This window comes from Clostridium grantii DSM 8605, from assembly GCF_900129965.1.
GTDB classification, from domain to species: domain Bacteria; phylum Bacillota; class Clostridia; order Clostridiales; family Clostridiaceae; genus Clostridium_AF; species Clostridium_AF grantii.
The window spans coordinates 229,491-252,753 of record NZ_FQXM01000004.1; the positions used below are offsets into that span (position 1 = coordinate 229,491).

Consider the following 23,263-nt stretch of genomic DNA (forward strand, 5'->3'; position numbering starts at 1 on the left):
TCTTACCCCCTTCTTACCCCAAAATGAGATGAACTTTTAATTAGTCCAATGTTTATAGCAAGATTCAACAATAATCTTGTTATAGTAAGAGCAGTAAAAATACTTAATACAATACCTATCATAAGAGTTAAAGCAAATCCTTTTACCGAACCAGAACCAAGTGAATATAACACAATTGCAGCAATTATAGTTGTTATATTAGAATCTAGTATTGAGGATAATGCTCTGCTAAATCCAGTATCAACAGCATTTTTAATGGTTTTTCCTAATTTTAATTCTTCTTTTATTCTCTCAAATATTAATACATTTGCATCTACTGCCATACCTACCGTTAGCAAGAATCCTGCTATTCCTGATAATGTAAGAGTAGCTTCGATTGTAGAAAATGTTCCAAGTACTAAAAACACATAAAGTAACAAAGCTATATTAGCCATTAAACCTGGCATTCTATAATATGCTATCATAAAAATAAAAACTATTAATATACCAATTATACCCGCTTTTATACTTAATGGTAATGCACTGGCACCTAATGTTGCCCCTACTGTTTTATATTCCACAGCCTTTAATGTTACTGGAAGAGCACCTGATTTAATTATACCAGCTTTTCTTGAAGCTTCTTCAAGAGTATCACTTCCTGTTATAATTGCTTTACCATCAGTAATTGTACTGTTTACTGTAGGATTTGTCAACAATTCATCGTCCATATATATACCGATTGCTTGCCCTATAAATTTTTCAGTAGCTTCTGCAAACTTTGTAGTTCCTTCAGCACTAAATTCAAGGCTTATAGTAGGACTACTATATTGATCTAAATATGCTGATGCATCTGTAACTTCGTCACCTGATAAAATTACATTTCCGTCGGGATCTCTAAATTCTAACTTACCAGTCTTACCAATACTTTCCAATACTTTTTCTGCATCAAATTCACCAGGAATTTCTATTCTAATTCTGTTTTCTCCTTCCTGTTGAACACTTGTTTCTTTAACTCCATCTGGATTAACCCTCATTGAAAGCATTTCAATGGTTCTTTCCATTGTGGCTTCATCAACCTCATCTGCTTGAATTTCTTCAAGAACTGATACTCCACCTTGTAAATCTAATCCTTTTTTAATTGTTTCAGTAAATGGTGCTACTTTATAACCAAATATACTTTTAAAACCTACAGCCCCAGTATATGAATATAAACCTATTAATGAAACAACAATAATAAATTTAACAATACTTGAAACTTTACTGTTCTTTTTTGATTTTGAGTTACCCATTTTCATCCTCCTTCGTCAATTGTATAGCCATAGTCATTACTAATTATATTCTTTTTATATAATACAGTCAACAACTTCCAATACTTAATTTTCCTCCATAGCTTTAGCTTTTAAAGCAATGGCACATTCGATTCTTTTCTTTTGCATTTCACATCCAATTTCATATGGTATTTTCATATCTCCATTAAAGTTAAAGTTATTTGCTTGGCACCCCCCACTACAATAGAATCTAGCCCAACAGTGTCTACAAATTGGTTTGCTATATAAATGAGCTTTTTTAAATTCTTCTGCAATATTAGTATCCATGCTTTCATCTTCATCAAAAATACTTCCCATATAAAATTCTTTATTTCCTACGAATTGATGACAAGGATAAATGTCTCCTTCTGGTGTTACAGATACATATTCGTGTCCTGCTCCACAGCCTGAGATTCTTTTATAAGCACAAGGTCCCCCTTGAAGATCTATATTAAAGTGATAGAAATTAAAAATATCATCTTTCTTTCTATTTAACATTTCTAAATAAAGCTTATCGTAATTATTAAATATTTCTTCTAGGTCTTCTTCTCTTAATGCCAACTTATGCTCATCAGGTAGTACAACAGGTTCAACTGATATTTCTTTAAATCCTTCATTTACTAAATACATAATATCATTATAGAAATCTAAATTTTCATGAGTAAAAGTTCCCCTAACATAATGAGTTTTACTTTTATCTCTTCTTTTTACCATTTCTTTTATCTTAGGTAGTATTGCTTCAAAACTACCACTTCCATCATGTTTTATTCTAACATTATCATTTACTTCTTTTCTTCCATCAATACTAAGAATTATATTAACCATTTCCTCATTAAGATAATCCATGATTTCTTCATTTAGTAAAGTAGCATTAGTTGTCATAGTAAATCTAATATTTTTGTTGCTCTCTTTTTCTTTACTTCTTGCATAATCAACAATTTCTTTTATTTCCTTCATTGCCATCAATGGTTCCCCACCAAACAAATCAACTTCAATATTTGTACGTGGTCCTGAATTTTTTATTACAAAATCGATGGCTTTTTTACCAACTTCTGCAGACATAACTTTTCTTGCTCCGTGATATTTTCCTTCATCTGCAAAGCAATATTTACATCTCAAATTACAATCATGTGTTATATTTAAACATAAAGCTTTAACGAAGTTAGGTGATTTTTCAAAAGTTTTAGCAATTTCTTCATATAATTCTTTAGAATATAAAGACCCTTCTTCCACTAATTCATTTATTTCACCATATGCTTCTTTTATTACTTCTTCACCATATTTATCACTATATAATTCTAGCAATTCTTGTAAAGGTTTCATTCCTTCATCATCTAGAAGATCATATACAAGCTCATCAACAATGTGTAATGCTCCTGTATTTACATCTAATAAAAAATAATCTCCACATTGTGAAAATTTATGTATCAATGCCATTATTTATTTCCCCCTTAACGAATTTATAGCAGTAACCTAAGTTACTGCTAAACAAAATTACTTTTCACATTCTAAGTTTGCAACTGTACAAGATGTTTTACAAGCTGATTGGCAAGAGTTTGCACATTCCTTACAGCCTGGTTTTTTTAAACTTTCTTTTATATTTTGTTTATTAACTGTTTTAATATGTTTCATTATAATTCCTCCATTTCATAATTTGTCCCTAAAATTATATCATATATAATAAAGAATATAAAGCTTTTTTCTATTCCATATTAACACTAAGCATACCTGAAAACATTCCTACAGCTAAAGCTAAAGATAATCTCAATAAACCATAAGAAGAAATTTCAAATCCTCTTCCATTGATAATTGAAACCAAATAAATTGCAAGCATATACATTATTGCTACACAAATTCCTGTTAACCATCCCTTTGACTCTATTTTTCTTCCCCCATAGATTGACCCATACATTACACTAAGTGCAGTTACAATTACTATGTAGGCTGATGTGACCTTTTCATCTATGTCCACATAAGCCCCAATTAGGGAATAAATAAGAATCAACAATAACGTTAAAAAAAATCCTCTCAGTACACCTTCTACAATATAAACAAAATCTCTTTTTTTCATAAACACACCTCCTATCATTAATAAATATGATGATAGAAGGTGATTTATTACTTACTATTCAGCTATTTGACTGCTTTTTGATACTGAAGAAATGCCTTTTCTTTGCACTTTAATTCTTACTCTTTCAGGACCAGTTTCAAGAATAATAAACTCATCTTGAAGATTGATTATTCTACCAATAATACCGCCTCTTGTCATAACCTCGTCATTAACTGAAAGAGAGTCTAACATTGATTGATATTGTTTTTTTCTTTTTCTCTCTGGTAAAAAAAGTACCAAATAAAAAACAACCATCATAACTATAAAAGGTAATAATCCAAATAATTGTTCCATTATTTCACCTCCTTATGCTTTTCCATTCCATTGGAATAGTTTTTCATTTTTAAATTCTTCAAATCTGTTTTCATCAATGGCTATTCTAATATCTTCCATCAATTTGTTGTAAAAATATAGATTGTGTAAAACACATAATCTCATAGCTAACATTTCTTTTGCTTTAAATAAATGTCTAATATAAGCTCTAGTATAATTTTGGCAAGCTGGACATTGACATCCTTCATCAATAGGTCTATCATCTAATTCAAACTTTGCATTAAACAAGTTGATCTTACCCTCACTAGTGAAAACATGGCCATGACGACCGTTTCTTGCTGGTAAAACGCAGTCAAAGAAATCTACTCCCCTCGAAACCGCTTCTAATATATTAGATGGCATTCCTACCCCCATCAAATACCTTGGTTTATCTTTAGGCAAAAATGGTTCTACCGCTTCAATAACTCTATACATTTCTTCATGAGTTTCTCCAACAGCCAATCCTCCAATTGCATATCCATCTAAATCAAATTGTGATATGGTTTTTGCATGCTGTATTCTTATATCTTCATAAACTCCACCTTGGTTAATTCCAAAAAGCATTTGCTTTTTATTAATGGTATCTTCCTGAGAGTTCAATTTATCCATTTCATTTTTACATCTTTCAAGCCAACGAGTTGTTCTATCAACAGAATTTAACACATAATTACGCGGAGAAGGATTTTCAATACACTCATCAAAAGCCATAGCAATAGTAGATGCTAGATTACTTTGAATTTGCATACTTTCTTCCGGTCCCATAAAAATTTTTCTTCCATCGATATGAGAGTTAAAATAAACTCCTTCTTCTTTTATTTTCCTCATTTTTGATAAAGAAAACACCTGAAATCCGCCTGAGTCAGTAAGAATTGGCTGATCCCAATTCATAAATTTATGTAATCCACCAAGTTTCTTTATAACTTCATCACCCGGTCTCAAATGAAGATGATAAGTATTTGATAGCTCCACTTGACATCCAATATCCTTTAAATCCATAGAAGAAACTGCGCCTTTTATAGCCGCTAAAGTTCCAACATTCATAAAAACCGGTGTTTGTATTGTACCATGAGGAGTTATAAATTCTCCTCTTCTAGCTCTATTATCTGTATTTTTTAATTTAAACAATTTTTTTCATCCTTTCAGTTACTTTATGAACATGCTGTCGCCAAAACTAAAAAATCTATATCTTTGTTCAATAGCTTCTTCATATGCATCCATTATTATTTTTTGAGAAGATAAAGCACTAATAAGCATTAATAATGTAGATTGAGGCAAGTGAAAATTAGTAATCATTTTATCCACTACTTTAAATTTATATCCTGGGTAAATAAAAATATCAGTCCATCCTGTTTTCTCACTAATCCATCCATTTTCATCTGCAACAGTTTCTAAGGTTCTGCAAGACGTAGTTCCAACAGCTATTATTCTACCTTTGTTTTTTTTGGTTTCATTAATAATTTCTGCTGTTTCCTTTGTCATCACGTAAAACTCTGAATGCATATGATGGTCATCAATATTCTCAACTTTAACTGGTCTAAAAGTTCCAAGTCCTACATGAAGTGTAAGAAAAGCAATTTTAATTCCTTTATCTTTTATCTTTTCCATTAAATCTTTTGTAAAATGCAAGCCAGCTGTAGGTGCTGCTGCTGACCCCACTTCTTTTGAATAAACTGTTTGATATCTTTCTTTATCTTCCAATCTTTCAGTAATATATGGTGGTAGTGGCATTTGTCCTAATTCATCTAGGATTTCTTCAAAAATGCCTTTATAATTAAATTGAATTATTCTACTTCCATCTTCGCAAATATCAACTATAGTCCCAGTTAATATTCCTTCTCCAAAAATTATTTCCGCACCAATTTTAGCCTTTTTTCCCGGCTTAACTAAAGTTTCCCATTTATTGTCGTTCAATCTTTTTAGCAATAAAAATTCTATTTTACTTTGAGTATCCTTTTTAACTCCAAATAATCTAGCTGGCATTACTCTTGTATCATTTAATACAAGGCAGTCCCCTTCTTCTAGATAATCAATTATATCTTTGAAAACCTTATGTTGAACTTTCCCTGTAACTTTATCCAAAACCATAAGTCTTGATTCATCCCTTTTTTTCATAGGATGTTGTGCAATCAATTCCTCCGGCAAATAAAAATCAAAATCTTTTACTTTCAAAATCTCCACTCCTTATTATGATTCCTCACAAAAATTTCTTCCTAAATGTTCATAAGCCTTTTTCGTAGCTTTTCTTCCTCTTGGTAGTCTAACAATATAACCCTTTTGCAATAAATAAGGTTCGTAAACATCTTGTATAGTATCTAACTCTTCTCCAATAAAATACGAAAGAGTTTCAATTCCAACAGGTCCCCCTGAGAAATTATCTATTACTGCATTCAATATTTTTAAGTCAATAATATCTAAACCTTCTTTATCTATTTCTAATAAATCCAATGCAGCCTTTGCTGAGTCTTTATCAATTAATCCATTGCACTTTATATCACAATAATCTCTAACTCTTTTTAAAATTCTATTAGCTATTCTGGGTGTTCCTCTTGAACGTCTAGCGATTTCATAAGCAGCTGACTCTGTCATCTTTGCATTAAGAATACTTGATGATCTAGAAACAATGTATTGAAGTTCATCATGATTATAATACTCCATAGCATTTAGCACACCAAATCGATCTCTTAAAGGTGCACTCAAAAGTCCAACTCTAGTAGTAGCTCCGATCAAAGTAAATTTAGGCAAATCTAGTCTAATAGATTTAGCAGCAGCTCCTTTTCCAATAACAATATCTATGGCATAATCTTCCATAGCCGGATATAAAATTTCTTCTATATTTCTATTTAATCTGTGAATTTCGTCGATAAAAAGAACATCATAATCATTTAATGATGTTAAAATTGCAGCCAAGTCCCCTGCTCTTTCTATTGCTGGACCTGAAGTGACTTTAAGATTTCCACCCATTTCATTAGCAATAATATTAGCCATAGTAGTTTTCCCAAGTCCTGGGGGTCCGTATAATAGAACATGGTCCAAAGCTTCATTTCTTAATTTAGCAGCTTTTATAAATATATCAAGTTTTTCCTTAACTTTATCCTGCCCTATATATTCTTTTAAATTATTAGGTCTTAAAGAATACTCCACATCATTATCTTCATTTAATAAAGATTGTGATACTATTCTATCTTCCATTTATTACGCTCCTTACATCTGAATTAAGCTTTTTAATGAAATCTTGATAATTTCGTCCAAGTTCAAATTCAAATCAACTTCTGCCAAAGCTTTTTCTGCTTCTTTAGCTGTAAAACCTAAAGAAACCAAAGCTTCTAAAGCTTCACTAGATTTTTTCTTATTGATTCCATTATTTCCAATATTCATTTCAAGATTAACATTGTTTTCATCATCAACAAAATCTATTTTATCTTTTAATTCTAAAACAATCCTTTGAGCAGTTTTCGCCCCAATTCCAGGTGCTTTAGTCAAAGTTTTATAATCGCTGGTTATAATAGATAACTTTAAATTTTGGACATTACTTATAGAAAGTAGTGATAAAGCAGCTTTTGCTCCCACTCCATTAATTTGTAATAACATATTAAACATATCTTTTTCTTCATCATTAATAAATCCATATAATCCAATAAAATCTTCCCTTACTATTTGTTGCAAATAAAGCTTAACTTCTTCATTTATATGAGGCAACTGAGCCATTGTATTTCCTGAAATAAATATTTTATATGCTAAACTATTATTTTCGATTATTGCAAATTCTTTTTTCAAGCCTACATATTTACCTATAATGTATTCGTACATTAAAAATCCTCCAAAAACAAAAATCATATATTGCTTAAGCATAACCATTCTATAATACTTTAACACTTTAATAGTAAATTATCAAGCTACAAAAAAAGAGCCTTCGCTCTTTTTAATTCAAATTTACTCTATTGATACAATACTAAATGATTCCACTTTATAAGCTTGTATAGTTTTTTCTAAAGAAGTACTTATTACTGCCGTTCCACCCAAAAGAGTGAATCCAGTTAATGCTTTTGTTTTTAAATAGAAATCAGTGGCAGAAGGCATATTTGCATTTGTAAGTATTAAAGGAGAATTATACTTAGCTGCTAAAGCTGCCCCTGATAAAGCATCCGGGAAATTCAATCCTGTAGCAGCAAAAACATTGCTAAAATCAATATCGTCTTGGAAATACTTCATTACAAAAAGATTTGTTTCATATCTGTTTTTTCCACCAATTCTAACAGTGTTACTGAAAGCATTTTTCACTGTATCACTTACCGCTCCCGTTCCCCCTATTATATAAGTTTTAGGAATTTCTTTTCCACTTATGTAATTCTTCACTTCACTTGGCAATGTATTTGAATCTGTTAATAAAATAGGCATATTATAACTAGCTGCAATTGGTACAATAGAAAGTGCATCTGCAAATGTAGCTGAGGTAGTAATTACTATTCCATTGCTAGTTCCCATTTCCTTAGCAACTTCTACCGCTGTTGCATATTTATTATCTCCTGAAATCCTATTAACTGATATTCCTAAAGAAATTAATTGATTTTTCACATTATCTGATACAGCAGAAGTATTACCAATAATATAAACATTTTTTGCTTGAAGTCTTTTTATTTCATTTATTGAATTAATTGATAATTGATTTTTTGAAGTTAATATAACTGGAGCATCTTTACTTTTTGCATAAGGTGCCGCCACTAAAGCATCTTTAAAATCCATTCCTGTAGCTATTATTACTGAATCAGATTTAGTCCACCCAGCTTTTGATATTGCAACTGCTGTATCATACCTATCAGGCCCTGCCATTCTAATTGAGCTAACATTTAAAGCAGAAACAATTTTAGGGCTTATCAAACCAAAAATCACCACTCCACATATAATAATATTTTTACCAATCTTGTTCCTGAACATACTTTTTCCCCCTATAATTTTTCTTTTGTTATTATGTATATTTTAATCACATTAAATATTTAAGTAAAATCTTTAATATATTTCAATATTACCATAGGGTTTTTCAATTTTCAATGAATTTAATGTACTAACCATAAATTACCAAAAATGATAATGTTGTTTAATGATAATAATAAAAGACATATTCTCATATGTCTTTTATGGTTTAAATATAATCTGCCAATCTTGTAAAAGCATCTTCTAGTGTATCCAATTGCATATCTTTATCACCTGTGATGATTTTTTTTATATCTCCCTCTTGTAAACTATTTATGGTTATATTTATCCCAGTATCTCCTAATTCTTCTTTGTAGATATACTCGCCTTTTTTATTATAAATATTTCCTTCATTGTCACTTTTACAAATAATCAAGTTACAATTTTCTAATAAAATTATATATTTATTGGGGTCATATATATTAGATTTTCTACATAGTTCAATTTTGTCATTATCTACATCTTTGATTTTGTACCCATAAACTCTGAATTTTTCATAAAGTTCCTTAAGAGATTTTTGGCTTACTTCTAATTTAGATGCACTACTACTTCTCTCAATCCTAAAGGTACTACTATCTCCACATTGAACTTTAAAAACAACTTCTACGTTCTCTTCAATAATTTGAGATAATAGCACATCTTTTTCACTACTAACACTTACATTATCATTTGAGTTATTTTTTGAATTTATAATTCTATCCTTAGAATAAAAAAAGTAGTTAGCAATAACATATCCTATTGAAAATATACCAACCAAAAGAACTAGAGAGAAAATAATAAATTTTTTATTCCTCATACAATCACCCCTTTAATTGTTATATTTTCCATTTTATCAATTTTTATACCAAGTTTTATTTGTTATATTTTCTACTTATTATCTAATAAAACTAGTCCATACTTTCTTTTCTTTCTCTGGCATGCCATAATTACTTTTACCGTCATTCACAACTTTCATTAACCAAGCCATATTAGTTCCTAATATTCTAGCAATTTGTTTTCCCTCTTCATCTTCATTTACATCCCCTGGTTTAGTACCATGAACTACATTCCAGTAATTTGATGCCGGCATAAACATTTCTGAATAAGTAATATAATGATTTAAAGAATCAAAAGTTGGTATTCCACCTGACCTTCTAACTGCTGCAAGGGATGCTCCCACCTTATATTTTAGCATCATTCCATTTACCGAAGTAACATAAAATGCTCTATCAAGAAAAGCTTTCATTGTTCCAGCTATACCAGCATAATAAACTGGAGAACCAAGAATTATACCATCTGCTTCTTTCATTTTTTGGATCATATCATTCACTTCATCATTTATTATGCATTTTTCATTTTTATTTTTTGCACACATATTACAAGCAGCGCAACCTCTAATATTTTTATTTCCCACATGTAAAATTTCAAACTCAATATTTTGCTTTTCCAATTCTTCTCCAACAATCTTTAAAGCTTGATAAGTATTTCCTTCTTTTTTAGGACTTCCATTAAATGCTACAACTTTCATACAAACACCTCTTATACTTTCTTGTATTTTTTCAATTCATTATAACAATTGCTTACTTTTATAACAAGTACGCACTTTTTCGTAACTAGACACACTTCTTAATTTAAATTCTGTGATTTGACTAAATAGTTTTATATATGATATTTTTATAATAAATAATTTTATTGTAGAAGGTGTTTACATGATTAAATATAATAACAAAAATTTTGTTTGTGATTTGGATTTAGGTATGGAGCTTATTAGAGGCAAATGGAAAGCTGTTATCCTTTGCCATCTAAATGAAGGCCCTAAAAGATTTTTAGAACTACAAAGAATAACCTGTGGTGTAAGTCAAAAGGTACTGAATGAAAAATTAAAACAACTTCAAGATGATGGACTAATAAACAAAAAAGTTTACGATGAAGTGCCCCCAAAAGTAGAATATGAGCTCACTGAAATTGGCAAGGATTTATTTCCTGCTTTAAACCATATTCAGCAATGGGCAAAAAAGCACACAAAAACAATAGATTAATTGTTTTTGTGTGCTTTAAATTTATATTTATAATTCTATAATTTACCCCTCAAAACCCTCTGGGAACTCCGCATTATGATAAACGTTTTGAATATCATCATCATCTTCCATTTTATCTATAAGAATTTGAACTTTTTCTGCTTCTTCCATTGATAATGCTACTGTTGTATCAGGAATCATTGTTAATTCTGCTGATAAAAACTCTAAGCCACTTTTTTCTAATTCTTCTCTAACGCTAGAATAATCCTGCATTTCAGTGATGATTTCATAAAATTCATCTTCTACATTAAAATCTTCTGCTCCAGCTTCTAATGCCATCATCATTAATTCATCTTCATTAATTTCTTCATTTTTTTCTATTATTATTTGACCTTTTCTTTGGAACATATAAGACACGCAGCCAGTAGATCCTAAATTTCCACCATATTTATCAAAATAATATCTTACATTTGCAGCACTTCTATTTTTGTTATCCGTTAAAACATCTACAGTTACAGCTACTCCACATGGTGCATAGCCTTCATAACTAAACTCCATATATTCTGTTCCCTCTAATTCTCCAGCACCTTTTTTTATAGCCCTTTCAACAGTATCGTTAGGCATGTTATTTACTTTTGCTTTTGCTATTGCATCTCTTAATTTGCTATTTATATCCGGATTAGAACCACCTTGTCTTGCAGCTAAAGCAAGTTCTCTTCCTATTTTTGTAAATATCTTACCTCTTTTTGCATCGTTCTTACCTTTTTTACCTGCAATATTACTAAATTTTGAATGTCCTGACATTGTTATCCCCCGCTTCTTTTATGTATATACTTTAATATTTATGATAACCATACCATTTTAATATAAAAGTTGATTTATTTCAAGTTTCCCTCTTGATTATATAACATTTAAATAAAGTCTATTTTTCATTTTAAAGAAATGACTTTCTTCACCAAAAGATAACTTTGATTTTCCATCGCATACTTCTATGATTGCTTTATTAAAATCTTCTAGCTGAGATTTTTCTATGTATAAATTTATCTTCACCACATCTGTATACTGAATTTCTTCTATGTACTTTTCATTTTGTTCGCAATAATACTGAATTTTACCTAGTAAATCATAAGGGATTTCTACATAAACAGGTATCCCCATTACTTTTTCAACAATTCCTGCTGCATCTATTCCCATGGAAGCTGCATTAGAATAAGCTCTGGTTAATCCACCTGTCCCTAAAAGTATCCCGCCAAAATATCTAGTAACTACAATTGCTGTATCTTTAATATTCTTTTTCTTAATAACTTCTAGCACAGGAATCCCTGCTGTACCTTGAGGTTCACCATCATCACTATATCTTTGTATCTCCATGTTTTCTCCTATGGTATAAGCAAAAACATTGTGTCTAGCATCCTTATGTTTGTTTTTTATATCCTTAATAAATTCCTTTGCTTCTTCTTCATCATTTACTCTTTTGGAATAACATATAAAAAGTGATTTTTTTATTTCCAAAGTTTCAGAAGCACTTTTCATTATGGTTAAATATTCCATTATTGCTCAACTCCCTCAGAAAAAACTTTCGATATATAAATTTCTTTTTCCTTTATTAAATATTCTTTTTTCCATTGCTTTTCTAATTTTTCAATATGAGAAAATGCTTTTTTACTTTTTAAGTTTTCTAAAGCTTTTAAAGCGTATAGAACCACTTGAGGATTATCATCATATAAAGTTCTTATCAAATGATCTTCGCACTTCATATCTGAAATTTTATTCATAGCTGAAATAGCCATTCTTCTGATATTTGTGCTTTTATGAACCGAAGCTTTAACTAATACATTAAGAGAATCTATATCCTTTAATTCTCCAATGATCCAAACCGCTCTTTCTTTTTCTAAAGGAGAAAGACTTGCATAATTATCATTTATATACTTTAATAACTTTTTTTCTATTACTATATTCAAATTATGGATTATAGAATTTCTATCATGCTTATCTGTTAAAGATAAAGCTTGAAGAAATTCTCCAATGGATTCATTTTTAATAAAATATCTATAGTTTATTTTACCATTTATAATATGTTTCTGCACTAAAGCTTTATCAATATTCCTTATCCTAGAGATTGCTTCCATGGTTTTTCCTTCTAAAAACAAAAAATAAGTTATGTCTTCTTCTGAATAACCCTGAATATAATCCCAATTAAAATCTAATAATCCCTTTTGCACTTTATTCACTTTCCTTTAGTAAATTATTTATAACCATTAATCCTTGGTGGATTGCTTTTGTGTCTACCTTTGAAAATCCTATTTTAAAATATTGCATACCATCATCACTATTGAGATAATAAAGCATTCCAGGCGTTATAAGTACATTATTATCTTTACAATATTCAAATAATTTTATACAATTCACATCTTTTCTTTGGATTTTCAAGAATAAACTTAACCCTCCATAGGTATCATATATTTGCACTTTATCTTTCAAAAGATTATTACATTCTTTAATCAAAAATTCATATCTTTTCTTGTATTCTAAATTTAAATTTTTTATATGTTGTTTCCAAAGCCCTTTTCTTATATAAATATCTAAAGCTCTTTGCATCAAAGATGATGTGGTTATATCTGTGTTTATCTTAAAGGTTTGAATTTTATCACTATATTTTTGTGGTGGAATAACGTATCCAATTCTTATACCCGGAAGAAAAATTTTCGAAAAACTTTTAATATATATAACCCGATCTTTGGTATCCATACTTTTTAAAGATTTAAATTCAACTCTATTATCGTAGCTTATATCTGACAAATAATCATCTTCAATTATATAAAAATCGTAAATTTCCGCCAATTCCAATATCCTTTTTTTCTTTTCGAAACTATATGTAACCCCTGTTGGATTTTGAAAATATGGCATGGTGTAAAAACATTTTATTCTATTTTTTTGTAAAATTTTTTCCAATTCTTCTACTTGTATTCCATCTTTTTTCATATCAATTTCAATTATATTTGCTTTTCTCCATTTAAAAACATTCATAGCTCCACTATAGGACGGCTTTTCTATAACAACATTATCATTCACATTTATGATTGCTTTTGTAATAATGTCAATACCTTGCTGTGCACCTGACACTACTAAAATATCATCTATTTCCATTTTATTATTCCAAAAATGTTTATTAATGCTTTTCCTTAATCCTTTATACCCTAAAGCATCTTGGTATATAAAAGCATCCTCCTTATCTCTATCTAAAACTTCATTTAAAACTTTTTTAAATGTATCTACAGGGAAAAATTCAGAACTTGTGGTTTCACCAGTAAAATCTATGAAATTTTCTAAATTACCCCTAGTCAGCTTTTTATATGTATTTGAGTATTCTTTAAGAATATAATTTTTTTGTTCTTCTTTTTTTACATAAGTTCCGCTACCCATTTTTTTATAAGCGTATCCTTCATTCTGTAGCAATTCATATGCATTAATAATAGTACTGGTATTAACCCCTAGTAGTTTCGAATACTCTCTTATAGTAGGTAGTTTTTCTCCATGAATCAGTTCATGATTGTTAATCATTGCCTTCAAATGTATTGCTACTTTTTTATACTTAATATCATCTTCATCAAAACTAAAATAAAAATTCTTCATTTTATTCTCCTACTATAAATGATATGTATTTTCCTCAAATAAAATCTTTTTCCCTAATGCAAATTCCCTACTTGATTTTTTTACTAAATTTTTATTGTAAAGCTTATTTAAAATATGCTCCGCACTAATTTTAAAATTTATAAAGAATTGGTCTGATTGAATTTCTTGAGCAGAAAGATGTTTTCCTTTGGTAGCCATAAAACTTAATAAGATAGATGTATAATTTTTCATATTCTCCTCAATATCTTTTTCTAAATATATAATTAATTTTTCAATAGATAATTTCATATTTTCCAGACTGAGTAAATTTTCTGCTATTTCTTTAAATCCATCATTTAAATTCATACAAAATCTCATAGTATCTTTACTAACCATGTACCCTGAATGATTCACATAAAGTCTTGAATATTGTTGCAAACAATTCGTACTCTCACAAAAGGCTGAGAAAATACTATCATTTGATAAATATTTTTTACAAGTATCAATATTTTTTATCAGTACTCCCAAATAAACCAAACTCCACTTTTGCCTTTCCAAATCCGGATAATATCTTCCATTATCAAATCTTTCTGTAACTTCCATATCTCTTGAAAAAACCAATTTAGAAGAAACAAGCATTCTATGAATAAACCCTCCTACAAAATCCTCATCATGAAATTGCATAAATCTTTCTTTACTAATTAATTTCATATGTATTGAAATTTCTTTTTCTTCAGTATAAATATTTTCAATTTTACTTTTACTACCTTTAACAATAACAAATAAATCTATATCTGAATCTTCCCATAAATCGCCTGTGACCATGCTTCCAAAAACCATTACAGCAATAACTTCATCACTACCTTTTAATTTATCAATAATGGAATTAAAAGCGCCTTGATATTCCAAAATAATATTATTCAAAAAAACACCCCCCACTGATTTAACAACAAATTTTACTCTTCCTCAATACCCTTCTTGCAACAAATGTCGCTAGAAGGGATTTTAAGAAAATCCTTTATTTCACATTGAAGCTGATTAAATACTTTTTCAATGCTTTTATTTATATCATAAATCAAATCTAAAGAATCTTCAATCTTTGAAGTTTTACTATAATTTATAGAACTCAAATTCTTAGCTACGTTTGAAAGGTTTGAAGATCCATAAGAAAGCTCTAAAAGCATTTTAAGTAGAGGTTCTATATCTGTATCATAAAACTCTCTTCTAGATGGATTTAAACAAAGCTTTGCAACTTCATCTTTAACAATATTAAAGTCTTCTAATGTTTTTTTTGTATCCTCAAAATTTTCACTCATAGTTTTCTCCTATACTTGAATCCAATAATTTTGTAGACTTCTTCTACTATAAATTTTATTTTTTAAATACTAAATTTATTCATTTTCTTCTGTGAATAAATATTCCTCAAGTTTATTTAACATTTCTGGGTCTACCATAGCTTTAATATATGTTCCATTATCTTTATAATCTTCTTGAAGTATTTTACTATTATTATGAATATATGAAACTAAAGTACCTTTGTCATAAGGAATTAAGAAACTATACTCCTTAATGGATGCAGGCAATAATTCTGTTATAGTTTCCATTAACAAATCAAGATTTTCTTCTTTTAAAGCACTTATAGGAACTATGATATATTCATTAAACTCTTCTTTAAGTTTTAATAATTCTTTTTCTTCAATTTTATCAATTTTATTAAAAGCTAATAAAAGTGGCTTTTCAAAAGCTTCCAACTCTTTTAAAACACTCCAAACAGCTTCAATATCTTCTTTTACCGTACTTGATGCAATATCTATTACATGAACTAATAAATCCGAATTAATAACTTCTTCTAATGTAGATTTAAAAGCTTCTATTAAATCATGAGGTAATTTTTTTACAAACCCTACTGTATCTGTTAATGTAGCCAATCTGTTATCCGGTAAATTAATAGCTCTAGTGGTAACATCTAATGTAGCAAAAAGCATATCTGCCTCAAAAACTTTTTCTTTAGTATTAGATATATTAGGCGCAAACTTTGAACACAAAGTATTTCTCAATGTAGATTTTCCTGTATTTGTATATCCCACTAAAGATACTTTTGGAATATTATCCTTAGTTCTTTTATTTCTTTGAACTTCACGTATACTCTTTACCTTTTGAAGTTCTTTTGTTAATTCAAATATTCTTTCTCTTATACGTCTTTTATCAATTTCAAGTTTTTTCTCTCCAGGTCCTCTAGTTCCAATACCTGCACCTGTTCTAGATAATATTGTTCCTAGTCCTGATAATCTTGGCAATCTATATTTTAATTGAGCTAATTCTATTTGAATTTTTGATTCTCTACTCTTTGCACGTTTTGCGAAAATTTCTAGAATTAATATAGTTCTATCAATAACTTTACATCCTGTAAGTTCTTCAAGATTTCTTATTTGTGATGCAGACAATTCTTCATCAAATATAATTAAATCCGCTTTTTCAGCTTGCCTTAACATAGCAAGTTCTGTAACCTTTCCTTTACCTACAAATAACGCTGAGTCTACTTTAGTTCTTTTTTGTAATACCTTTTGCACTGTATAAACATTACAAGCTGAAGCCAATTCTTTTAATTCATCTAAACTTTCTTCACTCTCAATACCAACCAAAATTGCTTTTTCAGTGTCATCCTCAATAATATTATGATTTTTCATAAAATTCTCAATGTCTTCAACTTTTTCAGCAATATTTATATTAAGAGCACTTATAATATCTAAAGGTGCTGTTTCTACAGTTGTTAAAACATTATCAGAGAAATTACAATATCCTAAACATACTCCAGTTACATTTCCATTTTCTATTCCAATAGCTGCAATTGCATCAAGTTTTAGTTGTATTAATGCAGATAAATCTATAGCAGATAATAAAGGGTTTCCATTAGGATGAGTATGAATAATTTTAACTCCTGATAATTTTTTTTCTTTTAAAGAAAGTAGTGGAAGATGTACAGAACCACTGTCTCCAATAGATACATTTAACACCTTACCTTTCCTATCAATAGCTACACTTATTTCTCTATTTATATCATTTGTTACACTTGTTATAGCCTCTATAATTTCAATATTAGCCAGAACATTTTTTTCTGTTTTAACATTATATAAATCATCTAATTTATTTAATATTGAATTTTTAACACCAGTTATATTTCCTTCTACCATATTATCACCTCAATAGTATTTTGATAATTAACAGAGGATAAAACCGTAAATACCCTATATTTATTATAGGTAAAATGCGATTTTTCCTTGACAACTTTCATTTTATTCTATACTATAAAATCATTATTGTAAATATCTTTACTTGGAGGCTATTCATGGAACACAAGAAGAAAAATATTCTAATTAATGAAACAGAAATTTCTGAAAGAATCACAGAACTTGGCAAAGAAATTGCAAAAGATTATGCCGGAAAGCAAATATATGTTCTTTCACTTTTAAGAGGTAGTTTTATTTATACTGCTGATTTAGTGAGAAACATAGATTTACCTACAAAAATTGGTTTTATGACAACCTCTAGTTATGGGCACAATGAACAATCTACAGGAAAAGTTAAAATAGTTTCTGATATTCCTGATGACCTTACCGGATGGGATGTTTTAGTGGTTGATGATATTGTTGACACTGGATACACTATGGAATTTGTTGTAAATCGTTGCAAAGAATTAAATGCATCTACTGTTAAAACATGTGTGTTTTTAGATAAACCGTCCAGACGAAAAGTGGATTTGAAACCAGATTATTTTTGCTTTGAAATAGAAGATGTTTTTGTTGTTGGCTATGGTTTAAACTATGGCGATTTCTACAGAAATGTACCTTATGTATTTAATTGGGAAGAAAAATAAACAAATTGCTTAAGCAATTTGTTTTTATTTTATGTGCTATTCTTAATTAGTTGTATAAATTTTACACATCTATTATCAAAATATCTAAAATAGTGTATAATCTATTATGTATAAAACTATATTTACAAAAACAACTCTAAATTAGATGAACATACTTAAGGAGGATTTTTTATGTCTCAAAAAAACGAGATTAAACAAAAGGATGATACAAACAAAAAGCCAAAAAAGAAACGTTTTATGGCTTTTAAACTAATATTACTATCCATTTTCATATCATTTTTATTTGGATGTGTAGTTTTTGCAGGAATTGCAATTGCAATGATACGTTCTGCTCCCCCACTTGATATGGCTCAAATTATAAACTACGACGAATCTTCTAAACTTTATGATGATGAAGGTCAATATATGGTTACATATATAACTGAGAAAGATAGAACCGTGGTAGATATTTCTGAAATGTCTAAATACGTTCAAAATGCTGTGGTTAGTATTGAAGATGAAAGATTCTATGATCATGGCGGAATAGATCCTAAAAGAATACTTGGAGCTCTGTATAATGATGTAAAATCATATTTAACTGGATCCTCAGGACTTGAAGGTGCTTCAACCATAACGCAACAACTTTTAGTTAACACCATATTAGAACGTGGAGATAATATGGCCGATAAAATCCAAAGAAAATTTCAAGAAATTTATCTTGCAATTGAGCTAAACAATGAAATACCTAAGGATGAAATTTTAGAAGCTTATATGAATACCTTTTATTTAGGTGGTAGAGCCATTGGTGTTGAAGCTGCCGCTAATCAGTATTTCAACAAACCCGCTAAGGATTTGAACTTATTAGAAAGTTCTTTTACAGCTGGTTTAACACAAAGCCCCTCTGTTTACTATCCTTACTCATTAACTTCAAGAAAAGGATCCTATCCTATCAGTAATGATGAAGAATCACAACCTCGATATATCACTAGAACTTTACTTGTTTTAGGGTCTATGAAAAAAAATGAGTATATTACAGAAACTGAGTATAATGAGACTGTGGATTTAGTAAAAAAATCCCCTATAACAGCTAATTTATATAGTATGTATCAACAAGGCATAATAGAAAAAGAATTCTATACAACAGGTGTTGAAGAAAATGGATTAACTTCTGAAAGTATTTCAGAAAATCTACTTTCATTGTACGACTTAGGATATATCTCAAAAGAATATTACCTAACTAATGCAAAAAAACTTTATAAATCTGAAGCTATTGAATATTTGAATAAATTGTTAATCGATGCACAAACTGAAAATGACGAAGCAGCTATAAAAAGGATCACAAATTCAATTGAGAAATTGAAAGAAGAAGATTCATACATTGCAGAATTAAATGGTGGTGATTTCTTAGAAAATGAGACTAAAGGCGAGTTTAATCTATTAGTATTAAATTTAAGTGTTAACTCGGCTTTGGGAAATGAAATAATATTGAACAACTCATCAAATTCCGGTAAATATGCATATGAATGGTTCGCAAGACCAGTTATATCTCAAGTTTTAACTGATCTTATGGAAAAATATAATTACGACATTGATGAAGCTAAGAATATGCTTTCATCTGGTAATTTAAAAATTTATACCACTATGGATAGAAATTTACAAGAAGAAACACAAAAAATCTTAAACGATGATTCAAACTTTAAAAATGTAAATGTTAATCCTACAAGAGATAGTAGTGGATTACTTCAACCTCAAGGCTCAGCAGTTATTGTTGATTACCATACTGGAGAAGTAAAAACAATTGTTGGTGCAAAGTATGAAGAAACCGCAGCTGGTTTAAATCTTGCTGTAGATGCAACTTATCCATCTGGTTCTAGCATTAAGCCACTTACAATCTACAGTGCGGCTATTGATAGTAAAATTTTAACTGCAGCCTCTGTGATAGAAGATTCACCATTAGATGAAGCAACTTTTAAGAAATTTAATAATTGGAGCCCAAGCAATAGTCCTGATATTTTCCAAGGATATGTAACTGTTCAACAAGCTTTGAAAAACTCCATAAATGTAGTAGCTGCTAAAATTATTGATAAAATTGGTTTCTCTACTGCTGTAAGCTATGGAGAAAAATTCGGGTTATCTTTTACAAATGCTGAAAAAAATTACCCATCCGCTTTAGCCTTAGGTGAATTAGTACACGGAACAAATACCTTTGAAATGGCTAATGCCTACGGTGTTTTCGGTAATGATGGTAAGTACACTGAACCAAGATTATATACCAAAGTTGTTAACAGACAAGGAAAAATTATTCTTGAATCTGAAGTAAGCACCAGAGAGGTTTTATCGCCTCAAACTGCTTTCATAATGTCAGAATTACTTAAAGGGCCTACTTCAAGTGGTGGAACAGGAAGTAGAATTAGAAGTAGTTTCACTTCTAATCTGCCAATCATGGGTAAAACCGGTACTTCTACCGAAATGAAGAATTTATGGTTCTGTGGTTTAACTCCATATTATTCTGGAGCAGTTTGGATAGATAATCATATCAAATTAAAAGGACTAGGCAGTTCAGACGCGGCTTATATTTTTGGTAAAATAATGATGGTAGCAAATGAAGGCAAAGATTATGCTGAAATAAAAATGCCTAGTGGTCTAACCACTGCATTGATTGATATTGATTCTGGATTACTTCCTACTGAATTATCTTATAAAGATCAAAGAGGTAGCAGAGTCCAAAGATTCTACTTTTTACCTGGAACTGTTCCAACTGAAACAGATAATGTTCACGTAGAAGCAGAAATAAATTCATCCAATGGTTTACTTGCCACTGAATTTACTCCTGAGGAACTAAGAGAAGCTAGAGTCTTTATTACAAGAGACTATCTTCCATCTGTTACTTTACAAGATCAAAAATATGTATTACCAATTCAATTAGATGACACATTACCACCTGTTGAGGAAGAAATACCTGAGGAGTTACCAGTTCCATCTGAAACAGAAGGAGGAGCTAATAACCCTGGAAATAACCCTACAACACAAACACCAGTGCAAACACCAGCTCAAACTCCAAAACCAAATACAAATACAACACCAAATACAACTACTATACCAAATACAACTACAAATTAAAACAAAAGAAAGTAAAGGTCACCCCTTTACTTTTTTTTATTTTTTGGATTTTGAATTAAAGATAAGAGCCATAATATATCCAAACAAAATTGCAGCACTTATTCCCCCCGCTGTTCCTTTTATCCCACCTGTAAATGCTCCTATTAATCCTTCTTTATCAACTTCCTCCATTACCGCTTTAGAAAGTGCGTATCCAAAACCTGGTAAAGGAACCGTCGCCCCTGCATTTCCATATTCTACCACCACATCATATATACCTAAAGCTCCTAATATAACCCCTAAAGTAACAAATAAAACTAAAATTCTTGCAGGAGTTAATTTTGTTTTGTCAATTAAAATTTGACCTATAGTACAAATAATCCCTCCAACAAGGAATGTCATTAAATAATCATTCATCTTTATTCACACTCCTACCTCTAAACTCACTGCATGAGCAATACCTGGAATGCTTTCCCCTTGCAAAGAAGACGTTGTACTCATCAAAGCCCCTGTGGAAACTAATAGAACTCTTTTAAATTTTCCTTCTACTAAGCCCTTATACAAGAATCCAGTGCTTACTACTGCTGAACACCCACATCCACTTCCACCTGAATGAGTTTTTTGTCTATCATGGTCAAAAATTTCTTCACCACAATCAATATAATTTTTACCTAAATTAAATCCATACTCACTAATCAAATCTTGAGTTATTTTTCTACCAATAGACCCCAAATCACCAGTAGCTATAATATCATAATCATCTGGTTTTCTACCTGTGTCCAAAAAATGTTGCTTAATCGTGTCTACTGCAGCAGGTGCCATAGCTGCTCCCATATTATTTGCATCCTTAACTCCATAATCCTTGACCATTCCAGTGGTTACATACTTTACAAAAGGGAAGTTTCCTTTTGTTCCAAACAACATAGACCCTGACCCTGTAACTGTCCATTGTGCTGATGGTGCTCTTTGACTTCCCATTTCAAGTGGCATTCTAAATTGTCTTTCAGCTGAAGAAAAATGTGATGATGTAGCAGCAATTGTATATTCGGCAAAGTTTCCATCAATTAACATGGCTGCTATTCCAATAGCTTGTGCCATAGTTGAACATGCTCCATAAATTCCCAAAAAAGGTATTTTAAATTCCCTCATAGCAAAGTTTGTAGCTGTTAGCTGATTTAATAAATCTCCAGAAATGATATAGTTAATTTTATCTTCTGTAATATTTCCTTTAAAAATAGTTTCTTTAATAGAATCAATTAAAATACTTGTCTCTGCTTTTTCAAAGCTTTTTTCACCATTTATATCATCTTTTAAAATTTTATCAAAATACATGGATAATGGACCTTCTCCCTCTTTAGGTCCAACTACACTAGTAGTGGCAATTATTCTAGGTTTCGTTTTTAATTCAATTGTTTGTTTTCCAACTCTTTTATTCATTTGCATTCACTCCAAAATTTAATAATTTTTCATTTAATGTTATAATTAATAATTTTAGTACTTTTTTTTACAATGTTACTAAATAATAGATAATACCCACAATAACAGAAGATCCTATACCATAAACCAATACTGGACCTGCAATAATAAACATTTTTGCTCCAACTCCAAAAACGAAACCTTCCTTTTTGAACTCCATAGCTGGAGATACTATCGAATTAGCAAATCCTGTTATAGGAACAACTGAACCCGCTCCTGCAAAATCACCAATTTTATCATATATTCCAATCCCAGTTAGCAAAGCTCCTAAAAATATCATTGATATAGAAACTAAAGTACCTGCATTTTGTTTATCCAATCCTATTCTTGTATAAAAATTTAAAAACATTTGTCCCACATCGCATATTAATCCCCCTACAATAAAAGCCTTTACACAATTACTGATAAGTTTAGTATTTGGAGTATCTCTTTGTGATACTTGTTTAAATTTTAATTTCACATCATTTTCTTTTTCTTTCATAACTACACCTCCAAAGGCATCATATAATTATTTTTCTCAAAAAAAACTTTTTTAAACATAAAAAAACTC

At 29.9% G+C, this 23,263-nt stretch carries 25 protein-coding genes; 3 read left to right on the forward strand and 22 right to left on the reverse strand.

Annotation, left to right across the window (positions count from 1 at the left end; genetic code table 11):
* Window positions 1–2 precede the first annotated feature (2 nt).
* From secD to BUB83_RS04820, 12 genes are all read right to left on the reverse strand, one after another.
* Window positions 3–1,268, reverse strand: a complete 1,266-nt coding sequence (gene secD / locus BUB83_RS04765; RefSeq protein WP_073337302.1) for a protein translocase subunit SecD — start codon at window positions 1,266–1,268, stop codon at window positions 3–5.
* An 84-nt stretch (window positions 1,269–1,352) separates the two neighbouring features.
* Complete coding sequence (gene scfB / locus BUB83_RS04770) at window positions 1,353–2,723, reverse strand: thioether cross-link-forming SCIFF peptide maturase (protein ID WP_073337303.1); 1,371 nt, start codon at window positions 2,721–2,723, stop codon at window positions 1,353–1,355.
* Window positions 2,724–2,780: 57 nt separating this feature from the next.
* Entirely contained in the window at window positions 2,781–2,918 is a 138-nt protein-coding gene (scfA, locus tag BUB83_RS04775) for a six-cysteine ranthipeptide SCIFF (RefSeq protein WP_073337304.1), read from the reverse strand.
* 70 nt (window positions 2,919–2,988) lie between these two features.
* Window positions 2,989–3,357 (reverse strand): TIGR04086 family membrane protein, encoded by a 369-nt coding sequence (locus BUB83_RS04780; protein ID WP_073337305.1) that lies wholly within the window; start codon window positions 3,355–3,357, stop codon window positions 2,989–2,991.
* Window positions 3,358–3,411: 54 nt separating this feature from the next.
* On the reverse strand, window positions 3,412–3,690 hold the full coding sequence (yajC, locus tag BUB83_RS04785) for a preprotein translocase subunit YajC (RefSeq protein WP_073337306.1): 279 nt from the start codon (window positions 3,688–3,690) through the stop codon (window positions 3,412–3,414).
* Window positions 3,691–3,702: 12 nt separating this feature from the next.
* A complete protein-coding gene (gene tgt / locus BUB83_RS04790) occupies window positions 3,703–4,833 on the reverse strand; it encodes a tRNA guanosine(34) transglycosylase Tgt (protein WP_073337307.1) in 1,131 nt (376 codons plus the stop codon).
* 18 nt (window positions 4,834–4,851) lie between these two features.
* The gene (queA, locus tag BUB83_RS04795) at window positions 4,852–5,877 is read right to left on the reverse strand and encodes a tRNA preQ1(34) S-adenosylmethionine ribosyltransferase-isomerase QueA (RefSeq protein ID WP_073337308.1); all 1,026 of its coding nucleotides are present in this window, start codon (window positions 5,875–5,877) and stop codon (window positions 4,852–4,854) included.
* Window positions 5,878–5,892: 15 nt separating this feature from the next.
* Window positions 5,893–6,897, reverse strand: coding sequence for a Holliday junction branch migration DNA helicase RuvB (gene ruvB, locus BUB83_RS04800; RefSeq protein WP_073337309.1), 1,005 nt, complete (start codon window positions 6,895–6,897; stop codon window positions 5,893–5,895).
* Between the two features lie 12 nt (window positions 6,898–6,909).
* On the reverse strand, window positions 6,910–7,515 hold the full coding sequence (gene ruvA / locus BUB83_RS04805) for a Holliday junction branch migration protein RuvA (RefSeq protein ID WP_073337310.1): 606 nt from the start codon (window positions 7,513–7,515) through the stop codon (window positions 6,910–6,912).
* A gap of 123 nt (window positions 7,516–7,638) precedes the next feature.
* The gene (locus tag BUB83_RS04810) at window positions 7,639–8,640 is read right to left on the reverse strand and encodes a cell wall-binding repeat-containing protein (protein WP_073337311.1); all 1,002 of its coding nucleotides are present in this window, start codon (window positions 8,638–8,640) and stop codon (window positions 7,639–7,641) included.
* A 205-nt stretch (window positions 8,641–8,845) separates the two neighbouring features.
* Window positions 8,846–9,472, reverse strand: a complete 627-nt coding sequence (locus tag BUB83_RS04815; protein WP_073337312.1) for a hypothetical protein — start codon at window positions 9,470–9,472, stop codon at window positions 8,846–8,848.
* 78 nt (window positions 9,473–9,550) lie between these two features.
* Window positions 9,551–10,183 (reverse strand): flavodoxin family protein, encoded by a 633-nt coding sequence (locus BUB83_RS04820; RefSeq protein ID WP_073337313.1) that lies wholly within the window; start codon window positions 10,181–10,183, stop codon window positions 9,551–9,553.
* A gap of 181 nt (window positions 10,184–10,364) precedes the next feature.
* Here BUB83_RS04820 and BUB83_RS04825 point away from each other — a divergent pair, with 181 nt between their 5' ends.
* Entirely contained in the window at window positions 10,365–10,694 is a 330-nt protein-coding gene (locus tag BUB83_RS04825; RefSeq protein WP_073337314.1) for a winged helix-turn-helix transcriptional regulator, read from the forward strand.
* A gap of 42 nt (window positions 10,695–10,736) precedes the next feature.
* Here the strand turns inward: BUB83_RS04825 and BUB83_RS04830 are convergent, their stop codons facing one another.
* From BUB83_RS04830 to hflX, 7 genes are all read right to left on the reverse strand, one after another.
* A complete protein-coding gene (locus tag BUB83_RS04830) occupies window positions 10,737–11,477 on the reverse strand; it encodes a YebC/PmpR family DNA-binding transcriptional regulator (protein ID WP_073337315.1) in 741 nt (246 codons plus the stop codon).
* Between the two features lie 96 nt (window positions 11,478–11,573).
* Complete coding sequence (locus tag BUB83_RS04835) at window positions 11,574–12,224, reverse strand: YigZ family protein (protein WP_073337316.1); 651 nt, start codon at window positions 12,222–12,224, stop codon at window positions 11,574–11,576.
* The gene (locus BUB83_RS04840; protein WP_073337317.1) at window positions 12,224–12,895 is read right to left on the reverse strand and encodes a HEAT repeat domain-containing protein; all 672 of its coding nucleotides are present in this window, start codon (window positions 12,893–12,895) and stop codon (window positions 12,224–12,226) included. Before BUB83_RS04840 ends, BUB83_RS04835 begins: the two co-directional genes overlap by 1 nt.
* 1 nt (window position 12,896) lies before the next feature.
* Complete coding sequence (gene pdxR / locus BUB83_RS04845) at window positions 12,897–14,306, reverse strand: MocR-like pyridoxine biosynthesis transcription factor PdxR (protein WP_073337318.1); 1,410 nt, start codon at window positions 14,304–14,306, stop codon at window positions 12,897–12,899.
* 12 nt (window positions 14,307–14,318) lie between these two features.
* Window positions 14,319–15,209: a nucleotidyltransferase domain-containing protein gene (locus tag BUB83_RS04850; RefSeq protein WP_073337319.1), complete on the reverse strand. Its 891-nt coding sequence runs from the start codon at window positions 15,207–15,209 to the stop codon at window positions 14,319–14,321.
* A gap of 32 nt (window positions 15,210–15,241) precedes the next feature.
* Complete coding sequence (locus tag BUB83_RS04855) at window positions 15,242–15,601, reverse strand: hypothetical protein (protein WP_073337320.1); 360 nt, start codon at window positions 15,599–15,601, stop codon at window positions 15,242–15,244.
* A 75-nt stretch (window positions 15,602–15,676) separates the two neighbouring features.
* Window positions 15,677–17,476 carry a GTPase HflX gene (gene hflX, locus BUB83_RS04860; protein WP_073337321.1) on the reverse strand — a complete coding sequence of 600 codons (1,800 nt, stop codon included), beginning with the start codon at window positions 17,474–17,476 and terminating at the stop codon, window positions 15,677–15,679.
* Between the two features lie 155 nt (window positions 17,477–17,631).
* Between hflX and hpt the strand changes: the two genes are divergently transcribed.
* Window positions 17,632–18,159, forward strand: a complete 528-nt coding sequence (hpt, locus tag BUB83_RS04865; protein ID WP_073337322.1) for a hypoxanthine phosphoribosyltransferase — start codon at window positions 17,632–17,634, stop codon at window positions 18,157–18,159.
* A gap of 171 nt (window positions 18,160–18,330) precedes the next feature.
* Window positions 18,331–21,258: a transglycosylase domain-containing protein gene (locus tag BUB83_RS04870; RefSeq protein WP_073337323.1), complete on the forward strand. Its 2,928-nt coding sequence runs from the start codon at window positions 18,331–18,333 to the stop codon at window positions 21,256–21,258.
* A gap of 36 nt (window positions 21,259–21,294) precedes the next feature.
* On the opposite strand, the gene spoVAE is transcribed toward BUB83_RS04870, so the two are convergent.
* The 3 genes from spoVAE to spoVAC form a co-directional block, all read right to left on the reverse strand.
* Window positions 21,295–21,654, reverse strand: coding sequence for a stage V sporulation protein AE (gene spoVAE / locus BUB83_RS04875; protein WP_073337324.1), 360 nt, complete (start codon window positions 21,652–21,654; stop codon window positions 21,295–21,297).
* A 6-nt stretch (window positions 21,655–21,660) separates the two neighbouring features.
* Complete coding sequence (gene spoVAD, locus BUB83_RS04880; protein ID WP_073337325.1) at window positions 21,661–22,674, reverse strand: stage V sporulation protein AD; 1,014 nt, start codon at window positions 22,672–22,674, stop codon at window positions 21,661–21,663.
* 67 nt (window positions 22,675–22,741) lie between these two features.
* Entirely contained in the window at window positions 22,742–23,194 is a 453-nt protein-coding gene (spoVAC, locus tag BUB83_RS04885) for a stage V sporulation protein AC (protein ID WP_073337326.1), read from the reverse strand.
* Window positions 23,195–23,263 lie beyond the last annotated feature (69 nt).

Excerpts from the sequence above, each read along its gene's own strand:
- scfB (WP_073337303.1), bottom strand. The coding sequence starts at position 2,723 with ATGGCATTGATACATAAATTTTCACAATGTGGAGATTATTTTTTATTA.
- hpt (WP_073337322.1), top strand. The coding sequence starts at position 17,632 with ATGGAACACAAGAAGAAAAATATTCTAATTAATGAAACAGAAATTTCT.
- BUB83_RS04810 (WP_073337311.1), bottom strand. The coding sequence starts at position 8,640 with ATGTTCAGGAACAAGATTGGTAAAAATATTATTATATGTGGAGTGGTG.
- BUB83_RS04835 (WP_073337316.1), bottom strand. The coding sequence starts at position 12,224 with ATGGAATATTTAACCATAATGAAAAGTGCTTCTGAAACTTTGGAAATA.
- BUB83_RS04870 (WP_073337323.1), top strand. The coding sequence starts at position 18,331 with ATGTCTCAAAAAAACGAGATTAAACAAAAGGATGATACAAACAAAAAG.
- spoVAE (WP_073337324.1), bottom strand. The coding sequence starts at position 21,654 with ATGAATGATTATTTAATGACATTCCTTGTTGGAGGGATTATTTGTACT.
- BUB83_RS04855 (WP_073337320.1), bottom strand. The coding sequence starts at position 15,601 with ATGAGTGAAAATTTTGAGGATACAAAAAAAACATTAGAAGACTTTAAT.
- ruvB (WP_073337309.1), bottom strand. The coding sequence starts at position 6,897 with ATGGAAGATAGAATAGTATCACAATCTTTATTAAATGAAGATAATGAT.
- BUB83_RS04820 (WP_073337313.1), bottom strand. The coding sequence starts at position 10,183 with ATGAAAGTTGTAGCATTTAATGGAAGTCCTAAAAAAGAAGGAAATACT.
- BUB83_RS04830 (WP_073337315.1), bottom strand. The coding sequence starts at position 11,477 with ATGTCAGGACATTCAAAATTTAGTAATATTGCAGGTAAAAAAGGTAAG.
- BUB83_RS04780 (WP_073337305.1), bottom strand. The coding sequence starts at position 3,357 with ATGAAAAAAAGAGATTTTGTTTATATTGTAGAAGGTGTACTGAGAGGA.
- ruvA (WP_073337310.1), bottom strand. The coding sequence starts at position 7,515 with ATGTACGAATACATTATAGGTAAATATGTAGGCTTGAAAAAAGAATTT.
- secD (WP_073337302.1), bottom strand. The coding sequence starts at position 1,268 with ATGGGTAACTCAAAATCAAAAAAGAACAGTAAAGTTTCAAGTATTGTT.
- spoVAD (WP_073337325.1), bottom strand. The coding sequence starts at position 22,674 with ATGAATAAAAGAGTTGGAAAACAAACAATTGAATTAAAAACGAAACCT.
- spoVAC (WP_073337326.1), bottom strand. The coding sequence starts at position 23,194 with ATGAAAGAAAAAGAAAATGATGTGAAATTAAAATTTAAACAAGTATCA.
- pdxR (WP_073337318.1), bottom strand. The coding sequence starts at position 14,306 with ATGAAGAATTTTTATTTTAGTTTTGATGAAGATGATATTAAGTATAAA.
- scfA (WP_073337304.1), bottom strand. The coding sequence starts at position 2,918 with ATGAAACATATTAAAACAGTTAATAAACAAAATATAAAAGAAAGTTTA.
- yajC (WP_073337306.1), bottom strand. The coding sequence starts at position 3,690 with ATGGAACAATTATTTGGATTATTACCTTTTATAGTTATGATGGTTGTT.
- BUB83_RS04825 (WP_073337314.1), top strand. The coding sequence starts at position 10,365 with ATGATTAAATATAATAACAAAAATTTTGTTTGTGATTTGGATTTAGGT.
- BUB83_RS04815 (WP_073337312.1), bottom strand. The coding sequence starts at position 9,472 with ATGAGGAATAAAAAATTTATTATTTTCTCTCTAGTTCTTTTGGTTGGT.
- hflX (WP_073337321.1), bottom strand. The coding sequence starts at position 17,476 with ATGGTAGAAGGAAATATAACTGGTGTTAAAAATTCAATATTAAATAAA.